Consider the following 26,455-nt stretch of genomic DNA (forward strand, 5'->3'; position numbering starts at 1 on the left):
TATTACAAAGCGTTTACAAGCAATCGAATTCATTGAATCCTCACAACCTCTCATGGTAGGATAACTCATGTAGAAAAAAATAGAAGAGGTGGAAATAATGGATTTTTTAACTAGTACAACGCACTTACACATTACAACTTGGGTAATCGCATTAGTTTTATTCTTTATCGCAGCATTATCTAGTAAAAAGCTTACAGGTGTACATATGGGCTTACGTTTAATGTACATTTTAGTGATCATTACAGGTGGCGCACTATTCTTAGAATGGCGCGATAAAATTACTGAAAGCGGCATGAATTATGACATGAAGGTATTATTCGGTATTTTAGTAATCGGCTTCATGGAAATGGTGTTAGTACGTAAAGGCAAAGGCAAGCCAGTAAACCTATTCTGGATTCTATTTGCTGTTGTGTTATTAGTAACGTTATACCTAGGCTTAAGCATGGGTATCGGTGTGAACTTCTAATTCAATCAATCAAACCACTTTAGCTTAGTTGCTAGAGTGGTTTTTTCTATGAGTCACAAGATATTAAAAATAACTAAGTGTTTTGTAATGAAATCCGTTCTGCTACGTTACGGCGGACGCTTTCCGCGGGCACGGCTCCAACTAATTTTTTGTACCTCTGACGGCGGCCCAAAAAATGGATTTTCCGCGCGTGCTGTTCCCGCAGGAGTCTGCCGCCTTCACTCCGCGCCACTCTCTATGGGAAAAAGTGAGCTTCTTTAACAAAGTAGTTCAGCATAATAACTAAAATAGAATTCCTTTCTAAAAAAGCAATCATAAAATTTCCCTATTGTTATAAAGTGAAGAACAAAAAATCAAGCCGCTTGCGCTAACGCGAGGCGGCGAATGATGTAAAAGTTTTGCTTACTTGATTGAGCATACTTTGAATTCTAAGGTAGCTATTTTTAATAAGTTTGTTGATAAAGCAACCTATTTTGTTAAAGAGATTCACTTTATGCCAAAGTAGAGAGTCGCGTAGTGAAGGGGCCGACTTCTAGAGGATAAGCGTGCGCGGAAAATCCAATGTACTGTGCCGCCGTAGAGGTACAGTACATTTAGTTGAAGCCACGCCCTCAGAAAAGCGTGCCTCGTAACGCAGCAGAACGGATTCAATTATAAGGGCTCATAATCTTAAACATGTAGGAATAAAGCATGTATACACACTTTTGTCACTTATTTGCCTCATTTAGTATTAATACCTATCCTTTCCATAGCCTGTAAGATAACTTTTTTGGTAAAATGACGAGGGACTGTATGTGAAGGAGAGGAAAAAGTTGAGACTGAAAAAGTGGTTAAGTGCCTTAACTGCGGGTGTGCTTCTTTCAACAACTTTGGTGTTTGCCGGTGTGGCAAATGCAGAGGGACAAACGAGCACAATGGCAGATGAAAGTATATACGATTTATTAGTAGACCGTTTCTTTAATGGGACAGGTAAAAATGATGATGAACAGGTCAATGCAAAAGACCCCGAGATGTTTGCAGGTGGGGATTTTGATGGGTTAATAAAAAAAGTAGATTATATCGCGAACATGGGCTATACGATTATTTCGATTGGCTCGGTATTTGCAACGGAAAAATATGATGGCTCAATGATTACGAGCTACGAGGCAATTGAACCGCACTTTGGTACGGAAGAACAGCTTCAAAATGTAGTGAATACATATCAAAATCGAGACATGAAAATCATGGTCGATTTCCCGGTATCTAATGTCAGCCCGAACCATGAATGGGCATCGCAGGCGGGCTTTGTGGCAAGCACAAATGAACAAATTCAGTGGGATTTATCAAATTCAGCCGTGCAAGATCAGTTAATTGAAAGCGCGGCAGCCTTCGTATCAAAATACGATGTTGACGGTGTACGTTTAACAAATATCGAAAGTGCGGATACGGCGTTTTTAAACCGTCTAATTGATGCGTTAAAAGCGACTGATAGCGAGCTCTATGTGATTACAAATAGTGAAAGTGATGCTAACTTTGATGCGAAATTTTATGCAGACACAGCAGCACTGTTAACGAATGCCTTTAAAAATGTTGATTTAGATACGGGTGTGTTAGAAGCGCATATCGCCGAAGCCACTTCAGGTACACCAGTGCTTTCGATGACGGATACAATTTGGTCGGACCGTTTCACACGATCTTCAACAGCAGAGGGTATGTACCAGCCGACACGTAGTAAAATGTCGATTGCGAGTACTTTATTATTACCAGGTGTGCCGGTTGTGACGTATGGTTCGGAAATTGCGATGAACGGTACAGCGGGTCCTGAAGCACATCAATATTACAACTTTAAAACCGATTCGGAATTAGCCGATTATATCGGAAACTTACAATCGTTATTAAATGACTCGGACACATTACGTGCTGGGGAATTTAAGTGGATTGAAAACGACAATGGCTACATGGCATTTGAGCGTAAATCAGATACAGAGCATTGGGTTGTCATTATTAATAATAGTAGTAAAACAAAACGTGTGAACTTACCAATCGCAGAAATCGGTGAGGATAAAGAAATTCGCGGTATGTTTGAGAGCGAAATTATTCGTGCCAATAAAGACGGTAACTATACAATCATTTTAGATCGTGAAATGGTAGAAGTGTATCAAGTGATTGATGAGCGTGGCATTAATATGTCATACATCGTGGCCCTTGGTCTAGTCGTTGTCATTTATACGATTTTCATGGTGGCAGTGATGAAGCGCGGAAAAAAACGTCGCGCGGAGCAAGCTAAATAAACAAAAAAATCGGGAGTAGCCAATGCGGCCGCTCCCGATTTTTATAGTTTCAAACGTTCTTGCAATACGCGTGCAATGCCGTCTTCGTTGTTAGATAACGTAATTTCGTTGGCAATATTTTTTAGCTCGGCAATGCCGTTATTCATCGCAACTCCGACTCCGGCATATTCAATCATTTCTAAATCATTATCCTCGTCACCAAAGGCAATAATGCGGTCACGTGGAATGCCCATTTCTTTGGCGATATGGTCAATCCCCACAGCTTTACTTAAGCCTTTACGAACGATTTCGATAATCGGGAATGGTGCGCCCCAGCGACGATGTTCGATCAGTTCGGCATGGACATCTTGCAGGTGCTGACGAATGATTGGTGTGTTGGCGTCATCTGCGTGGATTAGTAAGCTTGTTGGGTTTTGATGCAGCGTATGTGTTAAATCACCCATTAAAATGTTCGGGCTACCCATATGGAACATTTGCAGCGCGCCGTCATCTTCACGATGGATGTATACGTCATCCATTACTTCGGCGATTAAATTATCGTATTCATATTTGTGTACCGATTCGACAACGTCATGTACGACATGTAAATCGACTGTCGTATGTATCGTCTGCCACAGCGGATTTTTGGGATTGTGAACGAGTGCACCGTTAAAATTGACAATCGGTGTTGTTAAACCAAGTTCGTTATAATAGAGCTGGCTTGCACGGTATGGACGCCCTGTTGCGATCATCACCTGATGGCCCGCTTGTTTTGCTTTTAAAAGAGTATCTTTCGTTAACTGAGAAATGACTTTTTCGTCGGTTAATAGTGTGCCGTCTAGGTCTAAAACGATTAAATGTTCTTTCATAGGTGATAAAGCCTCCTTTTACGTGGATTCATTGTAACGCTTAAAAATAGTTTTCGTCAAAGTTTTGAAACAAATGCAACATTTTGATAAGGTAAGGTTTGAGGTGAAAAAAATGATTGTACAACGTGAAGTTTGGAACGATATTCCATTATTACATGTATATAATGAACAAATGAATGAACAGTCACCCGTTGTAATTTTTTTACACGGATTTTTAAGCGCGAAGGAGCATAACCTACATTATGCCTATCAGCTCGTTCAACGTGGTGTCCGTGTGATATTACCAGATACTTATTTACACGGGGAGCGTTCAAATGAAGCTTCTGAGGATAAGATGAACCTGCACTTTTGGGAAATTGTTTTAACATCAGTAAAAGAGGTACATACTATTTATGCGCAGCTCAAGGCAAAAAATTACTTGGCGAGTGAAAAAGTAGGCTTAGCTGGTACATCAATGGGTGGTATCGTGACATCGGGCTGTTTAGCTGTTTATCCGTGGGTACAAGCAGCAGGTATTTGTATGGGAACGACAAGCTATACAAAGTTAGTAATGCACCAAGTAGAGGAAATGAAGCAACGCGAAATCGATTTACCGATGTCAGCTGAAGAACAGGCAGGCTTCATAACGATGCTAAGTAAATTTAATCTGGAAGATCATGAACAGAATTGGCAAGGTAAGCCGATAATTTTCTGGCACGGGATGCGCGACACGGTTGTTCCGTATCAAATGAGCCGAGATTTTTATGATTCACTGGACGATACGCACCTTGAAGCGATTACTTATTTATCAGAAGAAAAGGCCGGTCATGCCGTTTCACGCAATGGCGTGTTGCAAGTGACACAATTTGTTGCACAACATTTGGCATAAATCGCAAGTTCTGATAAGATAAACGTTAACACTATTTCGAAAGGGGAAATACAAAAATGGCAATCGATCAAGATATGAAAGACAGCATGTTAGCTGCGTTAGAAACTGTAATTGATCCTGAGTTAGGTATTGATATCGTAAACTTAGGTTTAGTATATGATGTTGATTTAACAGATGAGGGGTTAGGCATTGTTACAATGACACTAACTTCAATGGGCTGTCCATTAGGTCCGGTAATTGTAGACCAAGTGAACACAGCATTAACTGAACTTCCAGAAGTGAAGGAAGTAAAGGTTGATATCGTATGGCAACCAGCATGGTCTAAAGACAATATGTCTCGTTATGCTAAAATGGCATTAGGTGTCCGTTAATTAATAAGGCCTCGATTTTTTCTATTATACATAGGAAAAATCGGGGTCTTTTTTTAATCAATTCGGCAAACACTAAGGGGACAATGATCGCATTCGATTTCACGCTTTAAAAACGATATGTCATGAATCATTATGTAGCCTTTTTCTATCGAAAGGATGTGTTGTTTACGTAGATCGCTCAGCATCCGGTTCACGACTTCGCGACTTGTAGCACAAAGGTTGGCGATTTCGGTATTTGTAAATGCGAGTTTAATGAGCACTTCATTTGGTGATTGGAATTTGCCGTAAGTGTTCGCTAAACGAATCAGTGTGGAGTAAAGTGCTCCTTTTTTACCGTGCAGCACTAAATCACGTAGTCTGCTTTGATTTTTTAAATGCTCGATTTGTAACCACTTTAAATAGTCGGTCATTGTCTTGGGTTCGTTTTGTAAATAGCATTCAAAGGCTTCGCGTGATAAGGCGTAAAGTTTCGCTGGCGTCAATGCTTTGGCAGTCGTTGTATGAAAGGTGCTACAGCAAAAAACGGTCGTTTCGCCGATTAATGTCTGCTCGCCACAAATTCGAATCGCTAGTTCCTTACCGCTTTCGGTTTCTTTACTAATTTGGATTGTTCCATTTTTCACCAGATAGAGTTGGTCTGCTAAACCGCCTTCTTGAAACAACTGCGCGCTCTTATTTACGTTGACTAATGTGCCTTTTGTTTGGAAAAGTGTTGTAAGGACTGGAGGGAAAATGATCACGGTTTCGATTGTGCTCACACCTTTCGAAAGAAATTAATTTACAAATAATTCCCATTATAATTGAATTTATCATACCATAATTTATGGAAAAAATTCGTTGAACATTGAGTGTATTTATTTGAAGTTTGACTAATTTTGACCTATAATCAAATTAGTCAATAAAGGTCAAACTTTTAAAGGGGTGTAGTATATGCAATTTAATCAAACACAGGATAATCGTCCGCCATTAGAACAATTTGGGCGAAATTTAATTGAACAAGTAAAGAACGGCAAAATGGATCCAGTTATTGGCCGTGACGAAGAAATTCGCAATGTGATTCGTATTTTATCGCGTAAAACGAAAAATAATCCGGTGTTAATCGGTGAGCCAGGTGTAGGTAAAACCGCAATCGTTGAAGGCCTTGCACAGCGTATTGTGCGCCGTGATGTACCAGAAGGTTTAAAGGATGCTGAGCTTTATGAATTAGATATGAGCGCATTAATCGCAGGGGCTTCGTATCGTGGTCAATTCGAGGAGCGTTTAAAGTCGGTATTAAAGCAAGTGAAAGAAGCAGAAGGGCGCATTATTTTATTCATCGATGAAATTCATACGATTGTTGGTGCTGGGAAATCAGACGGCGCAATGGATGCAGGAAATATGCTCAAGCCAATGCTTGCGCGTGGTGAGCTGCATTGTATCGGTGCCACAACATTAGACGAGTACCGCATGTATATCGAAAAGGATCCAGCGTTAGAGCGTCGTTTCCAACAAGTATTAGTGCGCGAACCGTCGATTGAAGATACGGTATCGATTTTACGTGGCATTAAAGATCGCTTCGAGGAGCATCACCGCGGTGTACGTATTCACGACCGCGCGATCATTGCAGCAGCACAGCTAGCCGACCGTTATATAACAGATCGTTTCTTACCAGACAAAGCGATTGATTTAATCGACGAGGCATGTGCGATGATTCGCATAGAAATTGATTCGATGCCACAAGAGCTTGACCAATCGACACGTCGTTTAACCCAGTTAAAAATTGAGCAGCAGGCACTGAAAAAAGAAAAGGACGCGGCAAGTAAAAAACGTCTTGAAATTTTATCGGGCGAAATCGAAACGGTAGAAGCAACGATGAAAGCAATGAAAGAACAATGGGAGCTCGAGAAAAACGGCTTACAAATTGTGCGTGACAAAAAAGATGAACTGAAAAAATTAGAAGCCGAGCGCGATGATCTGTATTTATCAGGTAGCAACTTTGCACGCGCTTCGGAGCTGCAATATAGTAAAATTCCAAAGCTTGAAGAAGAAGTAGCCAAACTGGAGGCACAGCTAAAAGAAACAGAAGGCAATCGTATGCTACGAGAAGAAGTTACGGAAGAGGAAATTGCCAAAATCATTTCGCGCTGGACAGGTATTCCAGTAACAAAATTAGTCGAGGGCGAGCGTGAAAAATTACTGCGCTTAAAAGATACATTGCATGAGCGTGTTGTTGGGCAAGATGACGCGGTAACGTATGTAACAGAAGCAGTATGGCGCGCGCGTTCAGGCATTAAAGATCCGAACAAACCAATCGGCAGCTTCTTGTTCTTAGGGCCAACAGGTGTTGGTAAAACTGAGTTAGCAAAAGCATTAGCCGCGCAGCTATTTGATTCAGAAGAGCATTTCATTCGTATTGATATGAGTGAATACATGGAGAAGCATTCGGTATCGCGCTTAGTTGGAGCACCTCCGGGGTATATCGGCTATGAAGAGGGCGGTCAGCTAACAGAAGCAGTTCGTCGTAATCCGTATTCGGTTGTGCTGTTAGATGAAATTGAAAAAGCGCATCCAGATGTCGCGAATATTTTACTGCAAGTGTTGGATGATGGCCGCATTACCGATAGTCAAGGACGTATGGTCAACTTTACGAATACGGTAGTTATTTTAACGTCGAATATTGGTTCACAGTATTTATTAGAGCAAACACCAGAGTCTGAAGAGCTTGTACAAATGGCATTACGTCAGCACTTCAAGCCAGAACTACTTAACCGTATGGATGATATTATCATGTTCCACGCATTATCAAATGAACACTTCCATGCGATTGCTTGGAAATATGTTCATCAGCTACAAGCTCGTGTGGCTGAGCAAGAGATTACGTTACATGTGGATGACGCAGTAGTAGACTGGGTTGTGAAGCACGGAATTGATCCACAATTTGGGGCACGTCCATTAAAACGCTTCGTACAGCGTCATTTAGAAACGATTGTTGCGCGAGAACTATTAAAAGGCGAAATTGTTGCAGGTGGTACGCTTGAGATTTCGTTAGACAATGATGGATTAGTGATTCGAAAAGGATAATTGGAAAGGCACAGCTTGTATGCGGAAAAATGCGTGTAGGGGCTGTGTTTTTTTTATGAAGCATGGAATGAAAATGGGATACTTGTGGGATTTTGATTTTATTTGCGTTTTGACAATTAACAAGGGGCTGCCCGGTAGTATATACTGGACAGCCCCTTATTACAATTAGTGGTGTTCTGCTTCTACTTCTGGAGTAGATTCGTTTGGAATTACTGCAGCGATAATAATTACTAATACGCTGAATACTAAAGAAACGATTAAGCCATTCATAAAGTCGAAGTTTACGCCTAAAACTGAGCTTACTACGTAGTTTAACATTGTTACTAATAGGAATGACCAAAAGAACGTAATAATATATTGCATTAAATTCACCTCATTGAACTTATTTATAACGATTTTATGAAATTACATCTTCAATATCATACCATAAGCCCTTAGGAAAATAAAAGAGGGAATGCAATATTTAATGAAGTTGTCAAAATATTTTAGAACGCATTTAGAAAACAAGGAAAATCATTGAAAAACGGGCGAAAGTGGATTAGGAATTTAGGTGACTAAATACATATTTAGAAATAGAAAAATAGAATTTTTACAATAATAAAAAAATCTACAGTTGAGTTTCTCTTTTTTATCCTCTATAATTAGTACCAACTACTAATAATTAGTAATGATTAAAAGGGGATTTTTCACAAAGGGGGCGTTTATTTGAACGCAGGAATTATCGGGATAAGTAAGTACATTCCACCAAAACGTGTGAGTAATGCAGATTATGAAAAGGTTTTTGAAACATCGGATGAATGGATTCGTACACGAACAGGCATTGAAAATCGCCATATTGCAGAGACGGAAGAAACATCTGACTTAGCCTATAATGCAGCTAAACAGGCTATTGAAAATGCTGGAATTACGCCACAACAGATTGGCATGATTCTCGTTGCTACCGTAACACAGGATCAGAACTTTCCGAGTGTAGCATGCCAAATTCAAGAGCGTTTAGGCATAACAGGCTGTGCAGCGATGGATATTTCAGCGGCGTGCTCGGGTTTTATTTATGCAACGACGATTGCCAAACAGTTTATTGAGAGTAATAGCTATGATTATATATTAGTAGTAGGTGTTGAAAAGTTATCGAAAATTGTTGATTGGACTGATCGCAATACGGCGGTGTTGTTCGGAGACGGAGCAAGTGCGGCGGTTATTGGGAAGGTTTCAGAGGGGCGTGGCATTTTATCGTTTGAGCTCGGCGCGGACGGAACGGGTGGTAAGCATCTCTATCTAAACAGCCAAAATCATATTTTCATGAATGGCCGTGAAGTGTTTAAATTTGCGGTGCGTCAAATGGGTGAGTCTGCTGTGAATGTATTAGAAAAAGCGGGCTTAACAAAGGATGATTGCGATTATTTAGTGCCGCATCAGGCCAATATTCGCATTATGGAAGCGGCGCGTGAACGACTCGGTTTACCGGAAGAGAAAATGTCGAAAACCATTCATAAATATGGAAATACCTCTGCCGCATCGATTGGAATTTCGATTGTGGATGATTTACAAGAGGGGAAAATTAAAGATGATGATATCGTCGTACTAGTTGGATTTGGTGGCGGGTTAACTTGGGGTGCACTCGCAATCAAATGGGGGAAATAAATCAAATCAGAGAAGAAAAGGGTGTTCAACATGGAAAAACGTAGAGTCGTCGTAACAGGAATTGGGGCTGTTACTCCTGTAGGAAATAGCGCGGAAGCTTCATGGGAAAATGTGATTGCGGGTAAATCAGGTATTGGTCCAATGACACGTGTCGATACGAGTAAATTCCCCGTATCGGTTGCGGCAGAAGTGAAGGACTTTCAAATAGAAGAATATATCGAGAAAAAAGAAGCGCGTAAAATGGATCGCTTTACGCATTATGCGCTTGCAGCTTCGATGATGGCGGCAAAGGATGCGGATTTAACAATTACCGAAGAAATGGCACCGCGTGTTGGGGTGTGGATTGGTTCGGGTATTGGCGGGATGGAAACGCATGAACAGCAATTTTTAACGTTCCAAGAGCGCGGGGTACGTCGTGTGAGTCCGTTCTTTGTACCGATGATGATTCCGGATATGGCATCAGGTCAGGTGTCGATTTATTTAGGTGCAAAAGGCGTGAACTCATGCTCGGTAACGGCTTGTGCGTCAGGAACAAACTCGATTGGTGATGCGTTTAAAGTGATTGAGCGTGGTGATGCGGATGTCATGATTACGGGTGGGGCAGAGGCACCGATTGTGACGATGGCAGTAGCAGGCTTTTGTGCGAATACAGCACTTTCATTAAATCCAGATGTGAATAGTGCGTCACGTCCATTCGATAAAAATCGAGATGGTTTTGTAATTGGGGAAGGCTCAGGGATTTTAATTTTAGAAGAATACGAGCATGCAAAGCGTCGCGGGGCGAAAATTTATGCAGAAATCGTTGGCTACGGGGCAACAGCCGATGCACATCATATTACAGCGCCAGCACCAAACGGCGAAGGAGCGGCACGTGCGATGCAAATGGCGTTAAACGATGCAGGCGTGCTACCTGAAAAAGTAGGTTATATTAACGCACACGGTACAAGTACACCGTATAATGATTTATTTGAAACGCAGGCTGTGAAAACGGTATTTGGTGATCATGCTTATAAATTAGCGATGAGCTCAACGAAAAGCATGACCGGGCATTTACTTGGTGCAGCGGGTGGGATTGAAGCGATCTTTTCAGTGTTAGCATTAAAAGAAGGAATTCTACCACCAACAACGAATATACAAGAGCAAGATCCAGAATGCGATTTAGATTATGTACCGAATGTAGCGCGTAAAGCCGATATCGACTATGCACTAAGTAATTCGCTTGGCTTTGGTGGACATAACGCTTGTTTATTATTTAAAAAATATAACGGATAATCAAAAAAACGAACGCGGCCAAGTCTAAGCTGCGTTCGTTTTTCGTATCGTGTACAAAGGATGGTGTTTTTGACCCGCTTTGTACTTTTTTTATTTTGCTACGGGCTATGTGTCATGTCTGTAAGCAATATGATTTTGTATTTAAATTACCGCACGCTTGGCTATTCCTGGAATGCTGTGCTGCTATACATTGTACATGGGGCCGAGCTCTATTTAGCGCTCGGGGCACTCATTGGGATGTTTAGCGTCGTTTACGGCCTAAGCCCATCGCGTTCTCCATTTTCTTAAGTGTTTTCGACGCGATGGCGTTTGCTTTTTCGGCACCTTCATCTAAAATATCGTCTAATTCTGGAGAATCGATTAATGCGTAGTAGCGCTCTTGAATGGGTGTTAAGTGCTCGACAACGGCTTGTGCAACGCCTGCTTTAAAGTCGCCATAGCCTTTCCCTTCATACTTCGCTTCTAATGCTGCAATAGAAGCGCCTGATAAAGCAGATTCGATTGTTAATAAGTTCGAAACGCCTGGTTTGTTTTCTACGTCAAATTTCACGATGCCTTCAGAATCGGTTACAGCTGATTTGATTTTCTTTTCGATTTCTTTCGGTGTATCGAGTAAGCGGATTGTCGCTTTTGTGTTTGTATCTGATTTTGACATTTTTTTTGTAGGTTCTTGTAATGATTTAATACGCGCGCCTTCTTTTGGTGTGTGAATGTCTGGAATCGTTAACACATCATTGTAGCGCTTGTTGAAACGCTCTGCTAAATCGCGTGTTAATTCGATATGTTGCTTTTGGTCATCGCCAACTGGCACGATATCGGTGTTGTATAAAATAATATCCGCCGCCATTAATGGTGGGTACGTTAATAGTGCTGCTGAAACAGACTCTTTGCCGTCTGATTTATCTTTGAATTGTGTCATGCGCTCTAATTCTCCGATTGACGCAACACATTGTAACATCCATCCTGCCTGCGCGTGAGCTGGTACTTCCGATTGGATGAATAATGTTGATTTTTTCGGATCAATACCACATGCGATATACATGGCAGCTAATGAGCGGATGTTTTTGCGTAGCTCTAAACGGTCTTGTGGCACCGTAATCGCGTGCTGGTCAACGATACAGTAAATCGCATCGCCTTGTTCTTGTAGTTCTGGGAATTGCTTAATCGCGCCGATATAGTTCCCTAATGTAATGGTACCTGTTGGCTGTACGCCAGAAAAAATAGTTGTCATAGGTAAGTCCCCCTTATAGATATTTTGTTATTTAGTGAAACTAAAGAACAAAAAAACATCATGCGTCCTCTATTATTAAATAATAGAAGGGACGAATGATGTTAGAATCCGCGGTACCACCCAGCTTGCCAATTTGGCCACTCTTCTTCGTAACGTGAAGGCGACGAGCAAAACTACTGGAACCACTTGTAAATGTCCGTTCGTAAGGCTAACTCGGAAGTCCATTCCATTTAACCGATGATCTGTTTGCACCAACCACAGACTCTCTTAACATCGGATTTAAATGTACTACTCTTCGTCAACGTTTTTCTTAATCTTGAAAGTGATTATATCGCAACTGACGAAATAAACGCAATCATTTTACATAAAATTTTCGAATAAAAAGAGGACAAAATGGGAAGAGTAGTAGGAATCCGTCTAAATGCATGCATTTTATGTGAAATTGTCCAACTATTTTCTCAATTAATATTTTTAAATGAGAATGATTATCTTTTTAGTAGACGTTTCGGTCTAGAATTTTCTGGGTAATTATTAGTTATGATCGATTGAAAAGGAATACTTGTATTTTCGAGATAAAAATGTCATATTTATTGCGGCTAAACCCCATTTATTTATTGACAAAGTGTATTCAAACATGCGTAATTCATGTATAATAAGAAGAGAATCTTAAATTAAATTAATTCTAAACTAAGTATTTATTTATACATTCTGCTTCTTATTAAAGAAGACACTTATAGCAATTGAATTGAATCAATTAGAGAGGAAGTGAGATCAATGTTAGTAACATTATTTACTTCACCAAGTTGTACTTCATGTCGCAAAGCGAAAGCATGGTTAGAGGAGCATGACATTCCATATACTGAGCGCAATATTTTCTCAGAACCTTTAACAATTAGCGAAATTAAAGAAATTTTACGAATGACAGAAGATGGCACAGACGAGATCATCTCAACGCGTTCGAAAATCTTCCAAAAATTAAACGTTGATGTTGAAACATTACCATTACAACGTTTATACGAATTAATTCAAGAATATCCAGGTCTGTTACGTCGTCCAATCATTTTAGATGAAAAACGACTTCAAGTTGGTTATAACGAAGATGAAATTCGTCGATTCTTACCTCGTAAAGTAAGAGCGTATCAGTTACAGGAAGCACAACGCATGGTTAACTAAATAAGCGCGATTTCTGATGTTACGGCTGCGAATAAGCGATTGTAACATCTTTTTTTATTGTCCAGACTAAAAGGGCACTTTAGCGCGTTTATTATTGTCAAATGTCCAAATACTTTAATCATTTTTACGTATACTAAAGTTAAGCAAGTTTGTTACTTGAATTAAAGCAATAAGTACAATACAATTGCAATTATTCGAAATATTTATTGTGGATAATGTTTTTTCTTTTCATTTTAAAGCATTCCATCATACAATAGATTTATAGTTACTTTCATGTATGAAAAAGTAATAAAGTTATGATGCAATAGATTTCCGTGTTGTATAATATTGTAAGGAATCATGACGTTCTATACAATGACTGTGAAGGGAGTTGAGGTCTAATGGACATCGAACGCATTAATGATAATACGTTAAAATTATTTATTACGTATAGTGATATCGAGGATCGCGGATATACGCGTGAAGAGATTTGGTACAATCGCGCAAAAGGGGAAGAACTTTTTTGGGATGTCATTGGCGAAGTTAATACAGATGATTACTTCGATTTAGATGGTCCAATTTGGATTCATATTAATGCATCAGAAAGTGGTTTGGAAGTGGTTGTCACACGTGCAGCGGTCAACAATGACTCTGAAACTTCATCGATGATTGGTTCGTTTGAGGATGACCTTCATATAGCAGATCAGTTAAATGAAATGGAAGAATCGATTTTCAACGCAATTGGTGGTAAGGCAAGCAAAGAAGAAGAAGTGCTTGAAAATGCACGCTTCCGCTTTAAAGATATCGATGAATTATTACCACTGGCCGAGCGCGCAGCTCAGATTGATGTACCATCAGCGCTTTATAAATGGGATGACTACTATTATTTATTTGTCGATTTACAGCATTTAGAGCAAGCTGAGGCACGTAATGTCATTGCCTTATGTAGTGAATATTTAGCAGCTTCAAAAATGACCGTTCACCGTTTAGAGGAATACGCGGAAAAAATCATTCCAGAAGACTGTTTCGAAACGATTATAAGTTATTTCTAACATACAAGGCTACCTGAATTTTAGGTAGTCTTTTTTCGTGCTTTGAAATCGACAGTTTTCCAAGAGTTACTTGTTGTAAGTTGATTGTGCGCGGGACACTCGCTACGATTAGTTAAAAGAGGTGAAATCCATGTTAGTTGCGCATAATGAACAAAAAGAGCTCGTGCAATTGCATCGACAATTTTCACGAGAAGAATTACAGCGACTTCGGCAACAGCAACAATTTTTCTGTCCACAATGTCAGGAGCCCCTGCAATTAAAAATCGGACAAATTCGGATTCCGCATTTTTCGCATTTTCAGCAAAGTGACTGCGAGGCGCTGTTTTCGGAGCGAGAATCACAAACACATCTTTTAGGCAAACAGCATTTGTATGAGTTTTTCGAACGTTTAGCACTGTCCCCGCAATTAGAACCTTACCTCCCGCAAATCAAACAACGTCCAGATCTACTAATTGAATACGTCAATCGCCAATTCGCAATTGAATTTCAGTGCAGTAATTTACAGCCAGAAATTTTCCTGGAGCGAACTCTTGGCTATATCCGTGCCAAGATTACACCTATTTGGATACTCCATACGCCGCAACGGAAAAAGAATGGACTCGGCATTCAAAAAATCACCTTGAATCATACACTCGCGCAGTACATGATGCAAAATAATGGCCAGCGTTATTTAATCACGTATGATGTGGCGAGTAAAACTTTCTATTATTACAGCAACTTACTGCATGTACACAAAACGCAATATTTGGCATCTATTAATTGCATCCCACTAGCGAACCAACGCTTTCCATTGTTAATTCCAACAAAAATTTCTCGTACTAAATTTGAATTCCTATTCACAAAACTCCTATATTTCCGTGAAAGCTATTTGCCCCCGCGTCTACTCCTTAGTAAGCGAGGTGTGAAGGATCCCTTTTTACGGGCTATTTATGAACTTAAGCTAACGACTACCAATTTGCCGATTTTTCTTGGTATTCCCGTAAAAAATACGAATGCTTTTGATGACTATTGCATAGAATGGCAAGTACAGCTATTTTATTTTTTGAAGTGTCATGCATTAACGCCACAGTCGATGAATACAAATGCGATTGATTATTTTTTGCAGTGGGCGAAACTAAAAGCGACCGTTGAGCGGAATGAGGAAGTGGCGTATTATTTAAAGTTGTTAAAGCAATTAAATATTCAGCATGTCCACGAAAAAATCGAAAAAAAGCAATTAATTGATGTCCTCTATGACGAATTGGTTGCAATTGGATAGTTAAATTGTTTAAATAGACTTATAATTTCGAATTTCGGAATAGTAAGGGTAGGGGGAAATTACTAATGACAAAACAAATCACGCGTTCAGAAGTACCAGAGCATTTAACATGGGACTTAACATCAATTTTTGAGTCCGATGCAGCTTGGGAAGCGGAATTAAAAGACGTAGAAAAGCTATCAGAACAAGCAGCTAACTTTAAAGGCAAAGTTGCAGAAAGCGCGGAAAGCTTATATAAAACAATTCAATTTAGCAATCAATTATTTGAGCGCCTTCGTAAATTATATGTGTATTCACATTTAAAACACGACCAAGATACGACGAATAGTATGTATCAGGATTTAGACGGGCGTGTACGTTCAGTTGCTTCTAAAGTAGGTGCAACATGGTCGTTCATTATTCCGGAAGTGTTAGGTTTAGATGAAGCAACGTTAACAAGCTATGTAGAAAGCTATGAGCCACTTGAGCAATTCAAACAAAGCTTAAAAGAAATTAACTTAGGTCGTCCGCATGTATTATCTGCGGATAAAGAAGAGCTACTAGCACAAATGTCGGAAGTATCGTCTTCAGCAAGTACAACATTTAGTGCATTAAATAATGCCGATTTAGAATTCCCTAAAATTAAGGGTGAAGACGGCGAAGAAGTGCAACTTACGCATGGTAACTATATTTTGATGCTTGAAAGTGATAACCGTGAAGTACGCGAAGCGGCATTCAAAGCGGTGTACGCAACTTACGGCCAATTTAAAAACACCTTCGCAGCGACGCTTTCGGGTAATGTAAAGGCACAAAATGCCAACGCGAAAATCCGTAACTACGATTCAGCGCGTCATGCGGCACTGAGCAATAACTTCATTCCAGAAAAAGTGTACGATCAATTAATTTCAACGATTCACGACTACTTACCAGCGCTACACCGTTACGTGGAATTACGTAAAAAAGTGTTAGGTGTTGATGAATTGCACATGTACGATCTATTCACGCCACTTGTTAAAGAAGTGAAAATGGAAGTAACGTATGATGAAGCAAAGAAAACAATGGTAGAAAGCTTCGCGCCACTTGGTAAGGAATATCAAGACACTGTTCAAAAAGGCTTAGACAGCCGCTGGGTAGACGTATTAGAAAACAAAGGGAAACGTAGCGGTGCTTACTCTTCAGGTACATTTGGGACAAACCCATACGTATTAATGAACTGGCAAAATAACGTCAACAACCTATATACATTAGCGCATGAATTTGGACACTCGATGCACAGCTATTATTCACGTGCTAACCAGCCGTACCAATATGCGGATTACTCAATCTTCGTAGCAGAGGTAGCGTCTACATGTAACGAAGAATTATTATTCGATCATTTAATGAACACATTAGATGATGAAAAACAAAAAATCTATTTATTAAATCAATGGTTAGATGGCTTCCGCGGTACAGTATTCCGTCAAACAATGTTTGCTGAGTTCGAGCATATGATTCACGAAATGGATGCAAAAGGCGAAGCAATCACAGCGGATAAATTAACGACTGTTTACTATGATTTAAATAAAAAATACTTCGGTGACGCTATGAAGGTAGATGAAGAAATCGGGTTAGAATGGGCACGTATACCGCATTTCTACTACAACTATTACGTTTACCAATATGCAACAGGTCAATCAGCGGCAACGGCTTTATCGAAGCAAATTTTAGAAGAGGGTCAACCAGCTGTCGATCGTTACATTAACAATTTCTTGAAAGCAGGATGCTCGGACTTCCCAATTGAAGTATTAAGAGCAGCAGGCGTAGATATGGAATCTCCAGAACCAATCGCACTTGCTTGCCAAGTATTCGAAGAAAAATTAGCTGAGCTTGAAAAGTTATTATTGAATAATTAATTGCTTTTGAAAACGCATCTCTTTTAGGTGCGTTTTTTGCTTATTTAAGTGGATATTTTATTGTTTTAGCTCTTGTTGTTTAGGTTTTGAAAAAAGAGGATTGTAATTAGGTTTTTTACGGAGTCCCTCATATCAATGCTTTGTAGAGTTTAGCTACCTATTGACTGTTAAAATCTTAGTAAAACATTTTCATTTCTATGGAAACGCTTACTATATGACGAATTTGTGAAAAAAGGCTTGTTTCGTTGCATCAATTATTATTCCGTGATAGAGTAATAAACGTGAAATAAATCACATAACAAACATACACCCCTTTGTTTGAACGTGAACATTTCTCCCATCCCCTTTGTGAAAAAGAGGCGCACTATCTGTCGAGGATAGGGGCGCCTCTTTTGTTTTTTTAAAATACCAAGTTGATGTAGTTAACAGTACGATGTTATAATTTCCAATAAATACTATTTTATACTTGGAGGATTTTATGAGAAAAAAGATGACTATTTTATTGGGTGCTCTATTAGCATTCGTGCTAATTGTTCCTAGCACTTCATTTGCAGCAGAAAGTACTAAAACGCTTACTGGCGGGCAAATTATCGAAGGAAGAACTTTATTACCACTAAGAAGCCTTTTTGAAAGCCTTGGTGCAGAAGTAAAGTGGAACGCAAAAACAAGTACTGTTACTGCGGAAAAAGGGAATACGAAAATTGAATTAACAATAAACTCAAAAACAGTAAAAGTAAATGGTACGAAAAAAACAATAGATGTTCCTGCAAAATTAATTAATAGTTCAACAATGGTGCCAGTTCGCTTTATTAGTGAAACTTTAGGTGCGAAAGTGGAATGGAACAAAGAAAATAGCTATGCGCTAATTAATTATCAAGGGCAAAAAATTAAGGTGTTAGTGCAGGCAGCTAGTCAGCAAAAGCAATCGGAACTACAAACAATTAAAAGTCATGCATTAAAGGGAACAACACCTCAGTCAACGAACATCAAGGTTGGGGATACGGTTCAAAAAGTAGTAAATACTTATGGTAAAACATCTGGTGATGGTATGAGAGAATATTACACTTTAGAATATAAGGATTTCACAGCATATTATATGGGCCTTGAAGATGGGGAAGGGACGTACTCAACTTACGATAGTAAGACAACAATCTACAATCTTACCGCACAATTATCAAAGGCATACTCATTTGAGCAAATAAAAGCAGTTTTTGGTTCTAATTTTGAACGAGGTTATGATACGATTCCAGGTAAAATATTTATTACTTACGATTTAGGAAGTTATAAAATCTATTTTGAAGCAGTACAAGAGGTCGATTCAGATGCAGGATATTCGATGCCTCTACCACAATTTTCGTTTAAAACATATTCTGTAGTGAATTTTTAAGAGTGATGCAGTATGGATTTATATGATGGTTTCTGTATTATGCAGAAGCCATCTTTTTTAGTTTCTATTGGACAATGCTTACAAGGAAATTTTGAGCACCAAATAAAATTGAAAGGGGCTTGAGAGGTTTTTGGGATTTCAAGAATAAAAAAACCAACCTACAAATGCAGGCTGGTTAGAAATATTAGGATAAGTGCGAGAATTTTGTAACGCTGTGCTATTTTGCGCGCCAAAGTGTGACGTCGTCAGTCATGAGGCGCTCGACTTTTTGCTGGAGCATACGCTTTTTGAGCTCGCGTTCAGCAGCTTGCTCATTGATTGAATAGATCTCAGCTACTTCAGTTGTCGTTAATGTTGTAAATCGAGTAAATAAATCATCTAGTGACGGAGCAGGTTCACGAATTAATTCTTCACCTAACAGCTCCGCTAAAATATGTTCATATACCTCATATTGATACGAACCACTTACTTTTAAGCCCTCATCCTCAATGCACTCATTGAAAAAGACGATACTTGGTACTTCTTCGACTTCCATTTCGCGTGTTAAATATAAATCACTTTGGAACGAGCGGGCTGCTTCTTTTGAGCCAAAGTCGATCATAAATTCATTCATATCTAAATCAGCATGCTGTGCAATTTCGATTAAAGTTGCATGGGAGTTAATGTTGCGTACTTTTAGCTTTGCCACTTCTTGTACTTTGTTTAAATAGCGGAATCCAGCACGTTTCCCTTGAAGCTCTGCTGCTTTAATCGCAATAGACGGGAGTGCGGGATGGGTAATATCCAATTCGGCTCCGGAAACACAGCCCTTCATACGGTTTGTCATACAGTTAAGTGATGATAATTCCGTACTTAGGACATAACGACATGTAAAATAGTGACCATACTCTACTTGAAGCCTACGCAATGTTAATTGCATTGCGTGTGCGCGTTCATCAAGTGGGTCAATGAAAATGTAAAGTTCAATCGGTTTATTACATGTAGAAGGTGCTACAGGTTGCTGTAAAACTTGGACATTATTCACTCAAATCCCTCCTCATCATTCGGCGCATTTACCATATGGTGAGCAGTCATGACAAGGCGTTTGTAATAGACTTCACGGAATTTCCCGTCTAATCCAACCTCGTCCATTGCTTCTGCCATACATTCTAGCCATGCTTGAGCACGATCGGGTGTAATTTTAAAATGCATATGTCTCGCACGCATCATGGGATGACCATGCTCTTCGGTATAGAGGTCTGGTCCGCCAAGATACTGCGTTTGAAATTGAATCTGTTTACGAATTGTTTCAGAAAAATCTTTAGGGAAAATGGGAATTAGTAAAGGGTGCTTCGCCACTCGAGAGTAGAACGCATTCATTAATTCAGAAAGCTTTTCAGCGCCGATTTCCTCATAAGGAACCGTATATTTTCGATTCATTTGTTGTACTCCTTTGTGTCTTACTTCGTCCATATTATCAATGATAACCCATTTATGTAATGAATGTTTCATTTGGGCGATACAATTATTCTAGCAACGTAAAGCAGTTTTAACAAATAAAGTGCCCTACAAAATATTTTGAAGGGCGCTTTCCTTAAGCATTAAAGTAATTTAACACGTTTTTTACATAGTTCTGTGTTTCTGTAAATGGCGGGATGCCACCGTATTTATTTACGTTACCAGGCCCTGCGTTATAAGCAGCAAGTGCGGTTTCGATATTATTATCGAACTTGTCCAACATTTGGCGTAAATATTTCGCGCCACCCATAATATTTTGCTGGGGGTCGAAGCGGTCCTCTACACCTAAATAGCTAGCGGTTGTAGGCATTAATTGCATTAAACCAGATGCACCAGCTGAGCTGACGACAGAAGAATTGAAATTCGATTCTTGTTTCATCACGGCCGCAATGAGCTTTTCAGGCACATCATATGTTTGTGCAGCTTTTTTAATTTCTGAACTGTATTTTTCAGCACCGGCAAGAATGTTTTCGTAAGAAGTTTTGCCTGTGTAATCTTTTGTATAGTCATCAAGCGTTTTGTTCGTTGTTTGTCCTGTCATGCTACTGATTGCATTTGGCGCGACTTGGCCACTGTTATTAAATAAAAATGAAGAAATATAGGTAGTCGCATTCGCTGAAGTAGCAGATGCATCGCCTTGTAATGAATTCATAAGTTGTTGTAATGAGCTGACATCACCAAGTTCATTCAATGAGCTTGATGTACCAAGACCTTGACCATTTAATAAATCACCAAGTAATTCAGAAAATAATGTAGAGTTTGATGATGACATCGTTGAACTTGAACTATCGGACGTGTTTAAGTTCTGCAGTGCCTGTAGCTCTAATAATGTTTTCATTGATGAAATATCCATGAAAGCACCTATCCTTTCTGACTATTTAAAGCCGTCATAAAGCGCACGATTTTTTTCGGTGCAGTTTTCGGCTCAATATTATAGTTTTGTAAAAACTGAAGAAACACAGATTTTCCAAATGTTTCATCATTTGTTTCATATTCTACCTCATAATCGTCACAGTGCAAATAAAAAGAATGATCGAATACGAGTAAGCCGCCCTCATAGGGAAGCTCGACGCGGTCTGTTGTCAAGGTTCCGTAGCGCTGTAAGTTGTTCAACGGAATGTCAAAAAGTGCTAGACGTTCCTTCACATGTGGCGCTTCAATGCCATTCCCCGCAAGCATTTGATCGGCTTGGTCGCGTGTTAGCAGGTCAGTTGTTTCTAAATGCTGATGCTCCGACGATTTTTCTTTAAGCGTGCATTCAATCGTCTGTTCAAATTCACGAATACGCAGTGCACTTTTGATCGTTTTTAAATGAAGCTCGGGCGTATCGAAGTAATGATTAACCTGACGAATAATTTGATCGGGTGTTACCGCAAAATCTAGAAGCATTTGCTCATACTGCGCTTTTGTTAACATGTTTTTAAATTCAATTTCGATGTGTTGAGACATGGTCGTACCCCTTTTGCTAATAAATTTATAAAATGAATCGTTGTGAACTGGAAATGCAGTTTAATTAATGTTTTTCTTTATGGTAAAATATGAACAAAACAAGTTTTTAATAAAGGAGCTCTATTCCATTGCGAAACGTCTATTTGATTGATCAATTTAACGTAGTACATAATGAAATTCACTTTATTTTAAATGAAACAAAACAACTTAGCCAACTTCAGCCAACTGGGCAGGTATTGGCAGATTCAGATCATGAAGCCATTCTTTATCTAATCGACGAAAATGATACATATAATTATGTAAGCTTTGGTCAGTCAATTTGGTCGCAATTGGCACATATGATTGTATCGGATCAAAAGGCCTTTTTAAAAGTAGAAGATGGTCTACTGGAGCTTACCGATTTTACAGAAGAGCTTAAGGCGCTGCTCTATAATATTGAAGGTAATAGCAACTACGGAGAAGTTTTTGTGCAAGCCATTGAGAATACGTTTGCTGATTTTTTCGGTAAATAAGAAACTGTGATTGCATAAAGGAAACTGTCAGAAGAAAAGCCATCATTTCATGCGATTTGGCGTGAAATGTGTTTTTCTTTTGGCTAAATAAAGTATAATGAGTAAAGCAACGTGTTGTGAAATAGTAGGGAACGAGAGCTACTATTTTAGTTGGGAGGTTTTTGTAAATGGGACAATGGGAAATATTTTTAAGTCCATATAAACAAGCAGTGGACGAATTGAAAATTAAATTAAAAGGGATGCGTTCACAGTTCGGGATTATGAGTGGGAATTCACCGATTGAATTTGTAACAGGACGCGTAAAACCACTTGCTAGTATATATGATAAATCGCTTGCAAAAGGCATCCCATTTGAACCAACGGCGCATTTAGGTAACGAGTTACAAGATATTGCAGGCGCACGTATTATGTGTCAGTTTGTAGATGATATTGCAACAGTGGCCGAGCTGATTCGCCAACGCAATGATATGACAATCATTGAAGAAAAAGATTATATTACACATAGTAAGCCGAGCGGATATCGTTCGCATCATATGATTGTGGAATATCCTGTAGAAACAATTCAAGGGCGTATCGTGGTTGTAGCAGAAATCCAAATTCGTACATTAGCAATGAATTTCTGGGCATCGATTGAGCATTCACTGAACTATAAATATAAAGGGATTTTCCCTGAAGAAATTAAAAATCGTCTACAAAGTGCAGCAGAAGCAGCGTTCCGTTTAGACGAAGAGATGTCGTCCATTCGCAGCGAAATTCAAGAGGCACAGGCCTACTTTAGTGAAATAAAAGAAGCAACGAATCCAGCAATCCATAAGTCAAATGACAAAGAGGAGCGTGAACGTTCATGAAATTTGCCATTCAATCACGCCGAGATGACCAATCAAACGAATTGATGGAGCTCGCAAAATCGTATTTAGTTGATTTCGGTTTACAATTTGATGATGAAGAACCTGAAATTGTCCTTTCTATAGGTGGAGATGGAACGCTGCTACATGCCTTTCACCGATACGCCAATCGCTTAGACAAAACCGCATTTGTTGGCATTCATACAGGTCACTTAGGTTTTTATGCAGACTGGAAGCCATCCGAACTTGAAAAGCTTGTGCTGTCCATCGCGAAAAAGGAATTTAATGTGGTCGAATATCCGCTGTTAGAAGTACAGGTGCATCGTCATCACTCGGAATCGAGCATGTATTTAGCACTGAATGAAGCAACGATTAAATCACCAGACGTCACGCTTGTGATGGATGTCGAACTAAACGGAGAGCATTTCGAGCGCTTCCGTGGGGACGGGTTATGTATTTCAACGCCATCAGGAAGTACGGCTTATAATAAGGCATTAGGTGGCGCGATTATTCACCCAACACTGCAAGCATTCCAAATTACTGAAATGGCGTCGATTAATAACCGCGTTTTCCGTACCGTTGGGGCATCGCTCGTGTTACCTGCGCATCATAACTGTGTATTAAAGCCAGTCAACGAGCAGCAATTTAATATGACAGTGGATCACATTAGCATGGTCGAAACGGATGTAAAATCGATTACATTTAACGTGGCAAACGAAAAGGTTCGTTTTGCTCGTTTCCGCCCATTCCCATTTTGGGAGCGTGTGCACGATTCATTTATTTCAAACGAATAGAATGAGGCATTATGGATAAACGATTTCAATTACAATTTATAAATGAAGTCCCAGGACAATTGCTGCGAGAAGCGATTGCTACATGGGGCATTTCAAAGCGTGCGCTCACGGCGATTAAATTCGATGGTGGCGCACTTTATGTCAATGGCGAAGAAAAAAACGTCCGTCATCCACTTGCTGTAGGGGATGAGGTAACGATTCTTTTCCCCCTAGAGCAAGTAAGTGACGGCCTGATTCCACAGCAAGGGCAACTTGATATTGTCTATGAGGACGAGGCGCTACTTGTTATTAATAAGCCCGCCTTTATGAGCTCGATTCCATCTCGGGAGCATCCAGATGGTAGTTTAGCTAATTTTATTTGTGGCTATTTTGAAACAAAACAGCTCGCATCGACCGTGCATATCGTCACGCGTTTAGACCGTGATACATCAGGTTTAATGGTGATTGCGAAGCACCGACATATTCATCACTTAATGAGCGAGCAGCAACAGGCGGGACTTGTACATCGAGAATATGAGGCGGTCGTAGAAGGGATTGTAACTACGGACACAAAGTCGATCATCGCGCCAATTGGTCGAAAGGATACGAGCATTATTGAACGGGAAGTACGCGAAGATGGTCAGTTTGCGCATACGGATGTAACGGTACTGGCGCGTAAAGCGGAAACAACGCACGTACGCTTAAAGCTACATACAGGCCGTACGCATCAAATTCGTGTGCATATGAGTTTTATTGGTCACCCATTAGTTGGTGATGAATTGTACGGAGGCGATCGCGCACAGCTAGGTCGCCAAGCGTTACATTGCCGTTATGTGGCGTTTATTCATCCACTAACAAAGCAACCCGTGCAATTTGAATGCGAGCTGCCACAGGATATTATAGAAGTATTAAAATAACGGAAAGATGCCAACATTGCGTGGCATCTTTTTTATTTAGTAAAATTAGGGCCCATAACTAAAAGTTGGGGAAATACGGTATTATGGACACGTACCACATGGCCGTAATGCGCTCATGCCGTAGCCCAGCAATCCAAAAAGTAAGACTAAATTCGAAAAAGCAACCCCGTATTATGGTGATGAGCTGAAATTAGTGAATAGCCTCATGATGTTAGAAATAATCCAAGCAAAAGCGTAGTGAATAGATTAAAATAATAGTGAAATAAATAAGTGCTTGACGCTACTTGAAATTTCGTACTAAAATAATGCGTCATGAACACACGAGAGGAGGGGACAGCATGATAGAAGAAAAAAACAATGGCGTTCATTTTGATGAATCCTTTTTACGCATGTTACTTGATGAAGAAAACATTGAAACATTCCGTGAGCATTTTTTAGAACTTCACCCATATGATCAAGCGCAGTTTTATGAAGAGGTGGGCCCTGATATACGACAGACGATCTATCAGTTTTTGTCTCCTCAAGAAATGGCCCAAATTTTTGAGGCAATTGAACTCGATGATGATGAATATGAAAACTATTTAAATGAAATGGATACGTCATACGGTGCGGCGATGCTTGGTTTTATGTACGCCGATGATGCAGTAGACATTTTAAACGAATTAGATACAGAGCAACGTGAAAACTATTTAGACATGATGGATGACGAAACTGTCGAAGAGATTAATGAGCTGTTAGGCTATGAAGAATATACAGCCGGAGCGATTATGACAAAGGAGTACGTTTCGGTACAAGAAACGGCAACCGTACGCGAAGCAATGCGCGTGCTACGTCAAGAAGCGCAAACAGCAGAAACGATTTACTATATTTTTGTTGTCAACGATCAACATCAATTGTGCGGGGTATTATCGCTTCGTGAGCTCATTGTAGCGGAAGGCGATCTATATGTTCGCGATATTATGAGTGATAGAATTGTGTCTGTGAAAGTGACAGACGATCAGGAAAAAGTTGCGACGTTAATGAGAGACTATAACTTTATAGCAATCCCTGTTATTACAGATGAACGTGAGCTACAAGGGATTATTACCGTCGATGATATTATTGACGTTATCGATGAAGAAGCGGAAGACGACTACTCAAAATTAGCCGGGATTTCTGATATGGATGATATTGATTCTGGTCCGATAAAGGCGGCTGGTAAACGTCTGCCTTGGTTAATCATTTTACTGTTTTTAGGGATGATTACATCTGGGTTAATGGGGATTTTTGAAGCGACGTTAGATAAGGTCGCGTTACTTGCGACATTTATTCCACTGATTTCGGGGACTTCGGGGAATAGTGGGACACAGGCACTTGCCGTAGCCATTCGTGGTATTGCGACAGGTGATATCGGTGGGAAGAGTAAATTTCGATTGGTGTTGCGTGAATTAAGTACGGGTCTCATTATGGGGCTTGTTAGCGGAGCACTTGTTGTGGGCATTATTTTCATTTGGAAAGGTACGTTTATCATTGGGCTACTCGTTGGCGCGGCCATTTGTTGCTCCATTATTGTCGCGACATTAGCGGGCTCGTTTATTCCGATTATTATGCACAAGCTCGGTGTTGACCCAGCCGTTGCATCCGGTCCGTTTATTACGACATTAAATGACGTAACAAGTATCGTTATTTACTTAGGCTTAGCCTCGACGTTTATTAACCAAATTATGTAGCGAATT

General features: G+C 39.8%; 25 protein-coding genes and 1 other annotated feature. Of the genes, 17 read left to right on the forward strand and 8 right to left on the reverse strand.

The window, feature by feature from the left end:
• Positions 1–97: 97 nt before the first annotated feature.
• Positions 98–466, forward strand: a complete 369-nt coding sequence (locus tag NSQ62_RS03020; protein ID WP_341322451.1) for a YisL family protein — start codon at positions 98–100, stop codon at positions 464–466.
• 812 nt (positions 467–1,278) lie between these two features.
• The gene (locus NSQ62_RS03025) at positions 1,279–2,736 is read left to right on the forward strand and encodes an alpha-amylase family glycosyl hydrolase (protein ID WP_341322452.1); all 1,458 of its coding nucleotides are present in this window, start codon (positions 1,279–1,281) and stop codon (positions 2,734–2,736) included.
• Positions 2,737–2,777: 41 nt separating this feature from the next.
• Here NSQ62_RS03025 and NSQ62_RS03030 read toward each other — a convergent pair whose 3' ends face one another.
• The gene (locus NSQ62_RS03030; protein WP_341322453.1) at positions 2,778–3,584 is read right to left on the reverse strand and encodes a Cof-type HAD-IIB family hydrolase; all 807 of its coding nucleotides are present in this window, start codon (positions 3,582–3,584) and stop codon (positions 2,778–2,780) included.
• 112 nt (positions 3,585–3,696) lie between these two features.
• Between NSQ62_RS03030 and NSQ62_RS03035 the strand changes: the two genes are divergently transcribed.
• Positions 3,697–4,452, forward strand: coding sequence for a prolyl oligopeptidase family serine peptidase (locus NSQ62_RS03035; protein ID WP_341322454.1), 756 nt, complete (start codon positions 3,697–3,699; stop codon positions 4,450–4,452).
• A 62-nt stretch (positions 4,453–4,514) separates the two neighbouring features.
• Complete coding sequence (locus NSQ62_RS03040) at positions 4,515–4,823, forward strand: metal-sulfur cluster assembly factor (RefSeq protein ID WP_341323875.1); 309 nt, start codon at positions 4,515–4,517, stop codon at positions 4,821–4,823.
• Between the two features lie 53 nt (positions 4,824–4,876).
• Here NSQ62_RS03040 and NSQ62_RS03045 read toward each other — a convergent pair whose 3' ends face one another.
• Positions 4,877–5,581, reverse strand: a complete 705-nt coding sequence (locus NSQ62_RS03045) for a Crp/Fnr family transcriptional regulator (protein WP_341322455.1) — start codon at positions 5,579–5,581, stop codon at positions 4,877–4,879.
• A 172-nt stretch (positions 5,582–5,753) separates the two neighbouring features.
• Between NSQ62_RS03045 and NSQ62_RS03050 the strand changes: the two genes are divergently transcribed.
• Complete coding sequence (locus tag NSQ62_RS03050) at positions 5,754–7,883, forward strand: AAA family ATPase (protein WP_341322456.1); 2,130 nt, start codon at positions 5,754–5,756, stop codon at positions 7,881–7,883.
• A gap of 165 nt (positions 7,884–8,048) precedes the next feature.
• Here NSQ62_RS03050 and NSQ62_RS03055 read toward each other — a convergent pair whose 3' ends face one another.
• Entirely contained in the window at positions 8,049–8,246 is a 198-nt protein-coding gene (locus NSQ62_RS03055) for a YjzD family protein (RefSeq protein WP_341322457.1), read from the reverse strand.
• A gap of 342 nt (positions 8,247–8,588) precedes the next feature.
• Between NSQ62_RS03055 and NSQ62_RS03060 the strand changes: the two genes are divergently transcribed.
• Positions 8,589–9,524, forward strand: coding sequence for a beta-ketoacyl-ACP synthase III (locus NSQ62_RS03060; protein WP_341322458.1), 936 nt, complete (start codon positions 8,589–8,591; stop codon positions 9,522–9,524).
• 30 nt (positions 9,525–9,554) lie between these two features.
• Positions 9,555–10,796: a beta-ketoacyl-ACP synthase II gene (gene fabF, locus NSQ62_RS03065; protein ID WP_341322459.1), complete on the forward strand. Its 1,242-nt coding sequence runs from the start codon at positions 9,555–9,557 to the stop codon at positions 10,794–10,796.
• A gap of 241 nt (positions 10,797–11,037) precedes the next feature.
• Here the strand turns inward: fabF and trpS are convergent, their stop codons facing one another.
• Entirely contained in the window at positions 11,038–12,027 is a 990-nt protein-coding gene (trpS, locus tag NSQ62_RS03070) for a tryptophan--tRNA ligase (protein ID WP_341322460.1), read from the reverse strand.
• 84 nt (positions 12,028–12,111) lie between these two features.
• Positions 12,112–12,338, reverse strand: a binding site (T-box leader).
• Positions 12,339–12,801: 463 nt separating this feature from the next.
• Between trpS and spxA the strand changes: the two genes are divergently transcribed.
• From spxA to NSQ62_RS03095, 5 genes are all read left to right on the forward strand, one after another.
• The gene (gene spxA, locus NSQ62_RS03075) at positions 12,802–13,200 is read left to right on the forward strand and encodes a transcriptional regulator SpxA (protein WP_008403575.1); all 399 of its coding nucleotides are present in this window, start codon (positions 12,802–12,804) and stop codon (positions 13,198–13,200) included.
• Between the two features lie 380 nt (positions 13,201–13,580).
• On the forward strand, positions 13,581–14,231 hold the full coding sequence (gene mecA / locus NSQ62_RS03080) for an adaptor protein MecA (protein WP_341322461.1): 651 nt from the start codon (positions 13,581–13,583) through the stop codon (positions 14,229–14,231).
• Between the two features lie 130 nt (positions 14,232–14,361).
• Positions 14,362–15,489 carry a competence protein CoiA family protein gene (locus tag NSQ62_RS03085; protein WP_341322462.1) on the forward strand — a complete coding sequence of 376 codons (1,128 nt, stop codon included), beginning with the start codon at positions 14,362–14,364 and terminating at the stop codon, positions 15,487–15,489.
• 65 nt (positions 15,490–15,554) lie between these two features.
• A complete protein-coding gene (gene pepF / locus NSQ62_RS03090) occupies positions 15,555–17,360 on the forward strand; it encodes an oligoendopeptidase F (protein ID WP_341322463.1) in 1,806 nt (601 codons plus the stop codon).
• Between the two features lie 478 nt (positions 17,361–17,838).
• Positions 17,839–18,747: a copper amine oxidase N-terminal domain-containing protein gene (locus NSQ62_RS03095; RefSeq protein WP_341322464.1), complete on the forward strand. Its 909-nt coding sequence runs from the start codon at positions 17,839–17,841 to the stop codon at positions 18,745–18,747.
• A gap of 217 nt (positions 18,748–18,964) precedes the next feature.
• Here the strand turns inward: NSQ62_RS03095 and NSQ62_RS03100 are convergent, their stop codons facing one another.
• The 4 genes from NSQ62_RS03100 to NSQ62_RS03115 form a co-directional block, all read right to left on the reverse strand.
• Positions 18,965–19,771, reverse strand: a complete 807-nt coding sequence (locus NSQ62_RS03100) for a DsbA family protein (RefSeq protein WP_341322465.1) — start codon at positions 19,769–19,771, stop codon at positions 18,965–18,967.
• On the reverse strand, positions 19,768–20,166 hold the full coding sequence (locus NSQ62_RS03105; protein WP_341322466.1) for a globin: 399 nt from the start codon (positions 20,164–20,166) through the stop codon (positions 19,768–19,770). Before NSQ62_RS03105 ends, NSQ62_RS03100 begins: the two co-directional genes overlap by 4 nt.
• Positions 20,167–20,320: 154 nt before the next feature.
• Positions 20,321–21,097, reverse strand: a complete 777-nt coding sequence (locus tag NSQ62_RS03110; RefSeq protein WP_341322467.1) for a lytic transglycosylase domain-containing protein — start codon at positions 21,095–21,097, stop codon at positions 20,321–20,323.
• Between the two features lie 8 nt (positions 21,098–21,105).
• Positions 21,106–21,693: a CYTH domain-containing protein gene (locus NSQ62_RS03115; RefSeq protein ID WP_341322468.1), complete on the reverse strand. Its 588-nt coding sequence runs from the start codon at positions 21,691–21,693 to the stop codon at positions 21,106–21,108.
• A 128-nt stretch (positions 21,694–21,821) separates the two neighbouring features.
• Here NSQ62_RS03115 and NSQ62_RS03120 point away from each other — a divergent pair, with 128 nt between their 5' ends.
• The 5 genes from NSQ62_RS03120 (at position 21,822) to mgtE (ending at position 26,449) form a co-directional block, all read left to right on the forward strand.
• Positions 21,822–22,205: a hypothetical protein gene (locus NSQ62_RS03120; RefSeq protein ID WP_341322469.1), complete on the forward strand. Its 384-nt coding sequence runs from the start codon at positions 21,822–21,824 to the stop codon at positions 22,203–22,205.
• Positions 22,206–22,372: 167 nt separating this feature from the next.
• On the forward strand, positions 22,373–23,053 hold the full coding sequence (locus NSQ62_RS03125; RefSeq protein ID WP_341322470.1) for a GTP pyrophosphokinase family protein: 681 nt from the start codon (positions 22,373–22,375) through the stop codon (positions 23,051–23,053).
• Positions 23,050–23,844, forward strand: coding sequence for an NAD kinase (locus NSQ62_RS03130; protein WP_341322471.1), 795 nt, complete (start codon positions 23,050–23,052; stop codon positions 23,842–23,844). The genes NSQ62_RS03125 and NSQ62_RS03130 overlap by 4 nt, the downstream gene beginning before the upstream one ends.
• 11 nt (positions 23,845–23,855) lie before the next feature.
• Complete coding sequence (locus NSQ62_RS03135; protein WP_341322472.1) at positions 23,856–24,740, forward strand: RluA family pseudouridine synthase; 885 nt, start codon at positions 23,856–23,858, stop codon at positions 24,738–24,740.
• Positions 24,741–25,078: 338 nt separating this feature from the next.
• Complete coding sequence (gene mgtE / locus NSQ62_RS03140; RefSeq protein WP_341322473.1) at positions 25,079–26,449, forward strand: magnesium transporter; 1,371 nt, start codon at positions 25,079–25,081, stop codon at positions 26,447–26,449.
• The last annotated feature ends 6 nt before the right edge of the window (positions 26,450–26,455 follow it).

The sequence above is a fragment of the Solibacillus sp. FSL H8-0523 genome (genome assembly GCF_038051985.1).
GTDB lineage: Bacteria > Bacillota > Bacilli > Bacillales_A > Planococcaceae > Solibacillus.

Coding starts and splice junctions, on each gene's coding strand:
- NSQ62_RS03135 (WP_341322472.1), top strand. CDS start 23,856: ATGGATAAACGATTTCAATTACAATTTATAAATGAAGTCCCAGGACAA.
- NSQ62_RS03130 (WP_341322471.1), top strand. CDS start 23,050: ATGAAATTTGCCATTCAATCACGCCGAGATGACCAATCAAACGAATTG.
- NSQ62_RS03105 (WP_341322466.1), bottom strand. CDS start 20,166: ATGAATCGAAAATATACGGTTCCTTATGAGGAAATCGGCGCTGAAAAG.
- mgtE (WP_341322473.1), top strand. CDS start 25,079: ATGATAGAAGAAAAAAACAATGGCGTTCATTTTGATGAATCCTTTTTA.
- fabF (WP_341322459.1), top strand. CDS start 9,555: ATGGAAAAACGTAGAGTCGTCGTAACAGGAATTGGGGCTGTTACTCCT.
- NSQ62_RS03095 (WP_341322464.1), top strand. CDS start 17,839: ATGAGAAAAAAGATGACTATTTTATTGGGTGCTCTATTAGCATTCGTG.
- NSQ62_RS03050 (WP_341322456.1), top strand. CDS start 5,754: ATGCAATTTAATCAAACACAGGATAATCGTCCGCCATTAGAACAATTT.
- NSQ62_RS03125 (WP_341322470.1), top strand. CDS start 22,373: ATGGGACAATGGGAAATATTTTTAAGTCCATATAAACAAGCAGTGGAC.
- NSQ62_RS03115 (WP_341322468.1), bottom strand. CDS start 21,693: ATGTCTCAACACATCGAAATTGAATTTAAAAACATGTTAACAAAAGCG.
- NSQ62_RS03035 (WP_341322454.1), top strand. CDS start 3,697: ATGATTGTACAACGTGAAGTTTGGAACGATATTCCATTATTACATGTA.
- spxA (WP_008403575.1), top strand. CDS start 12,802: ATGTTAGTAACATTATTTACTTCACCAAGTTGTACTTCATGTCGCAAA.
- NSQ62_RS03110 (WP_341322467.1), bottom strand. CDS start 21,097: ATGGATATTTCATCAATGAAAACATTATTAGAGCTACAGGCACTGCAG.
- NSQ62_RS03030 (WP_341322453.1), bottom strand. CDS start 3,584: ATGAAAGAACATTTAATCGTTTTAGACCTAGACGGCACACTATTAACC.
- NSQ62_RS03085 (WP_341322462.1), top strand. CDS start 14,362: ATGTTAGTTGCGCATAATGAACAAAAAGAGCTCGTGCAATTGCATCGA.
- NSQ62_RS03020 (WP_341322451.1), top strand. CDS start 98: ATGGATTTTTTAACTAGTACAACGCACTTACACATTACAACTTGGGTA.
- NSQ62_RS03055 (WP_341322457.1), bottom strand. CDS start 8,246: ATGCAATATATTATTACGTTCTTTTGGTCATTCCTATTAGTAACAATG.
- trpS (WP_341322460.1), bottom strand. CDS start 12,027: ATGACAACTATTTTTTCTGGCGTACAGCCAACAGGTACCATTACATTA.
- mecA (WP_341322461.1), top strand. CDS start 13,581: ATGGACATCGAACGCATTAATGATAATACGTTAAAATTATTTATTACG.
- pepF (WP_341322463.1), top strand. CDS start 15,555: ATGACAAAACAAATCACGCGTTCAGAAGTACCAGAGCATTTAACATGG.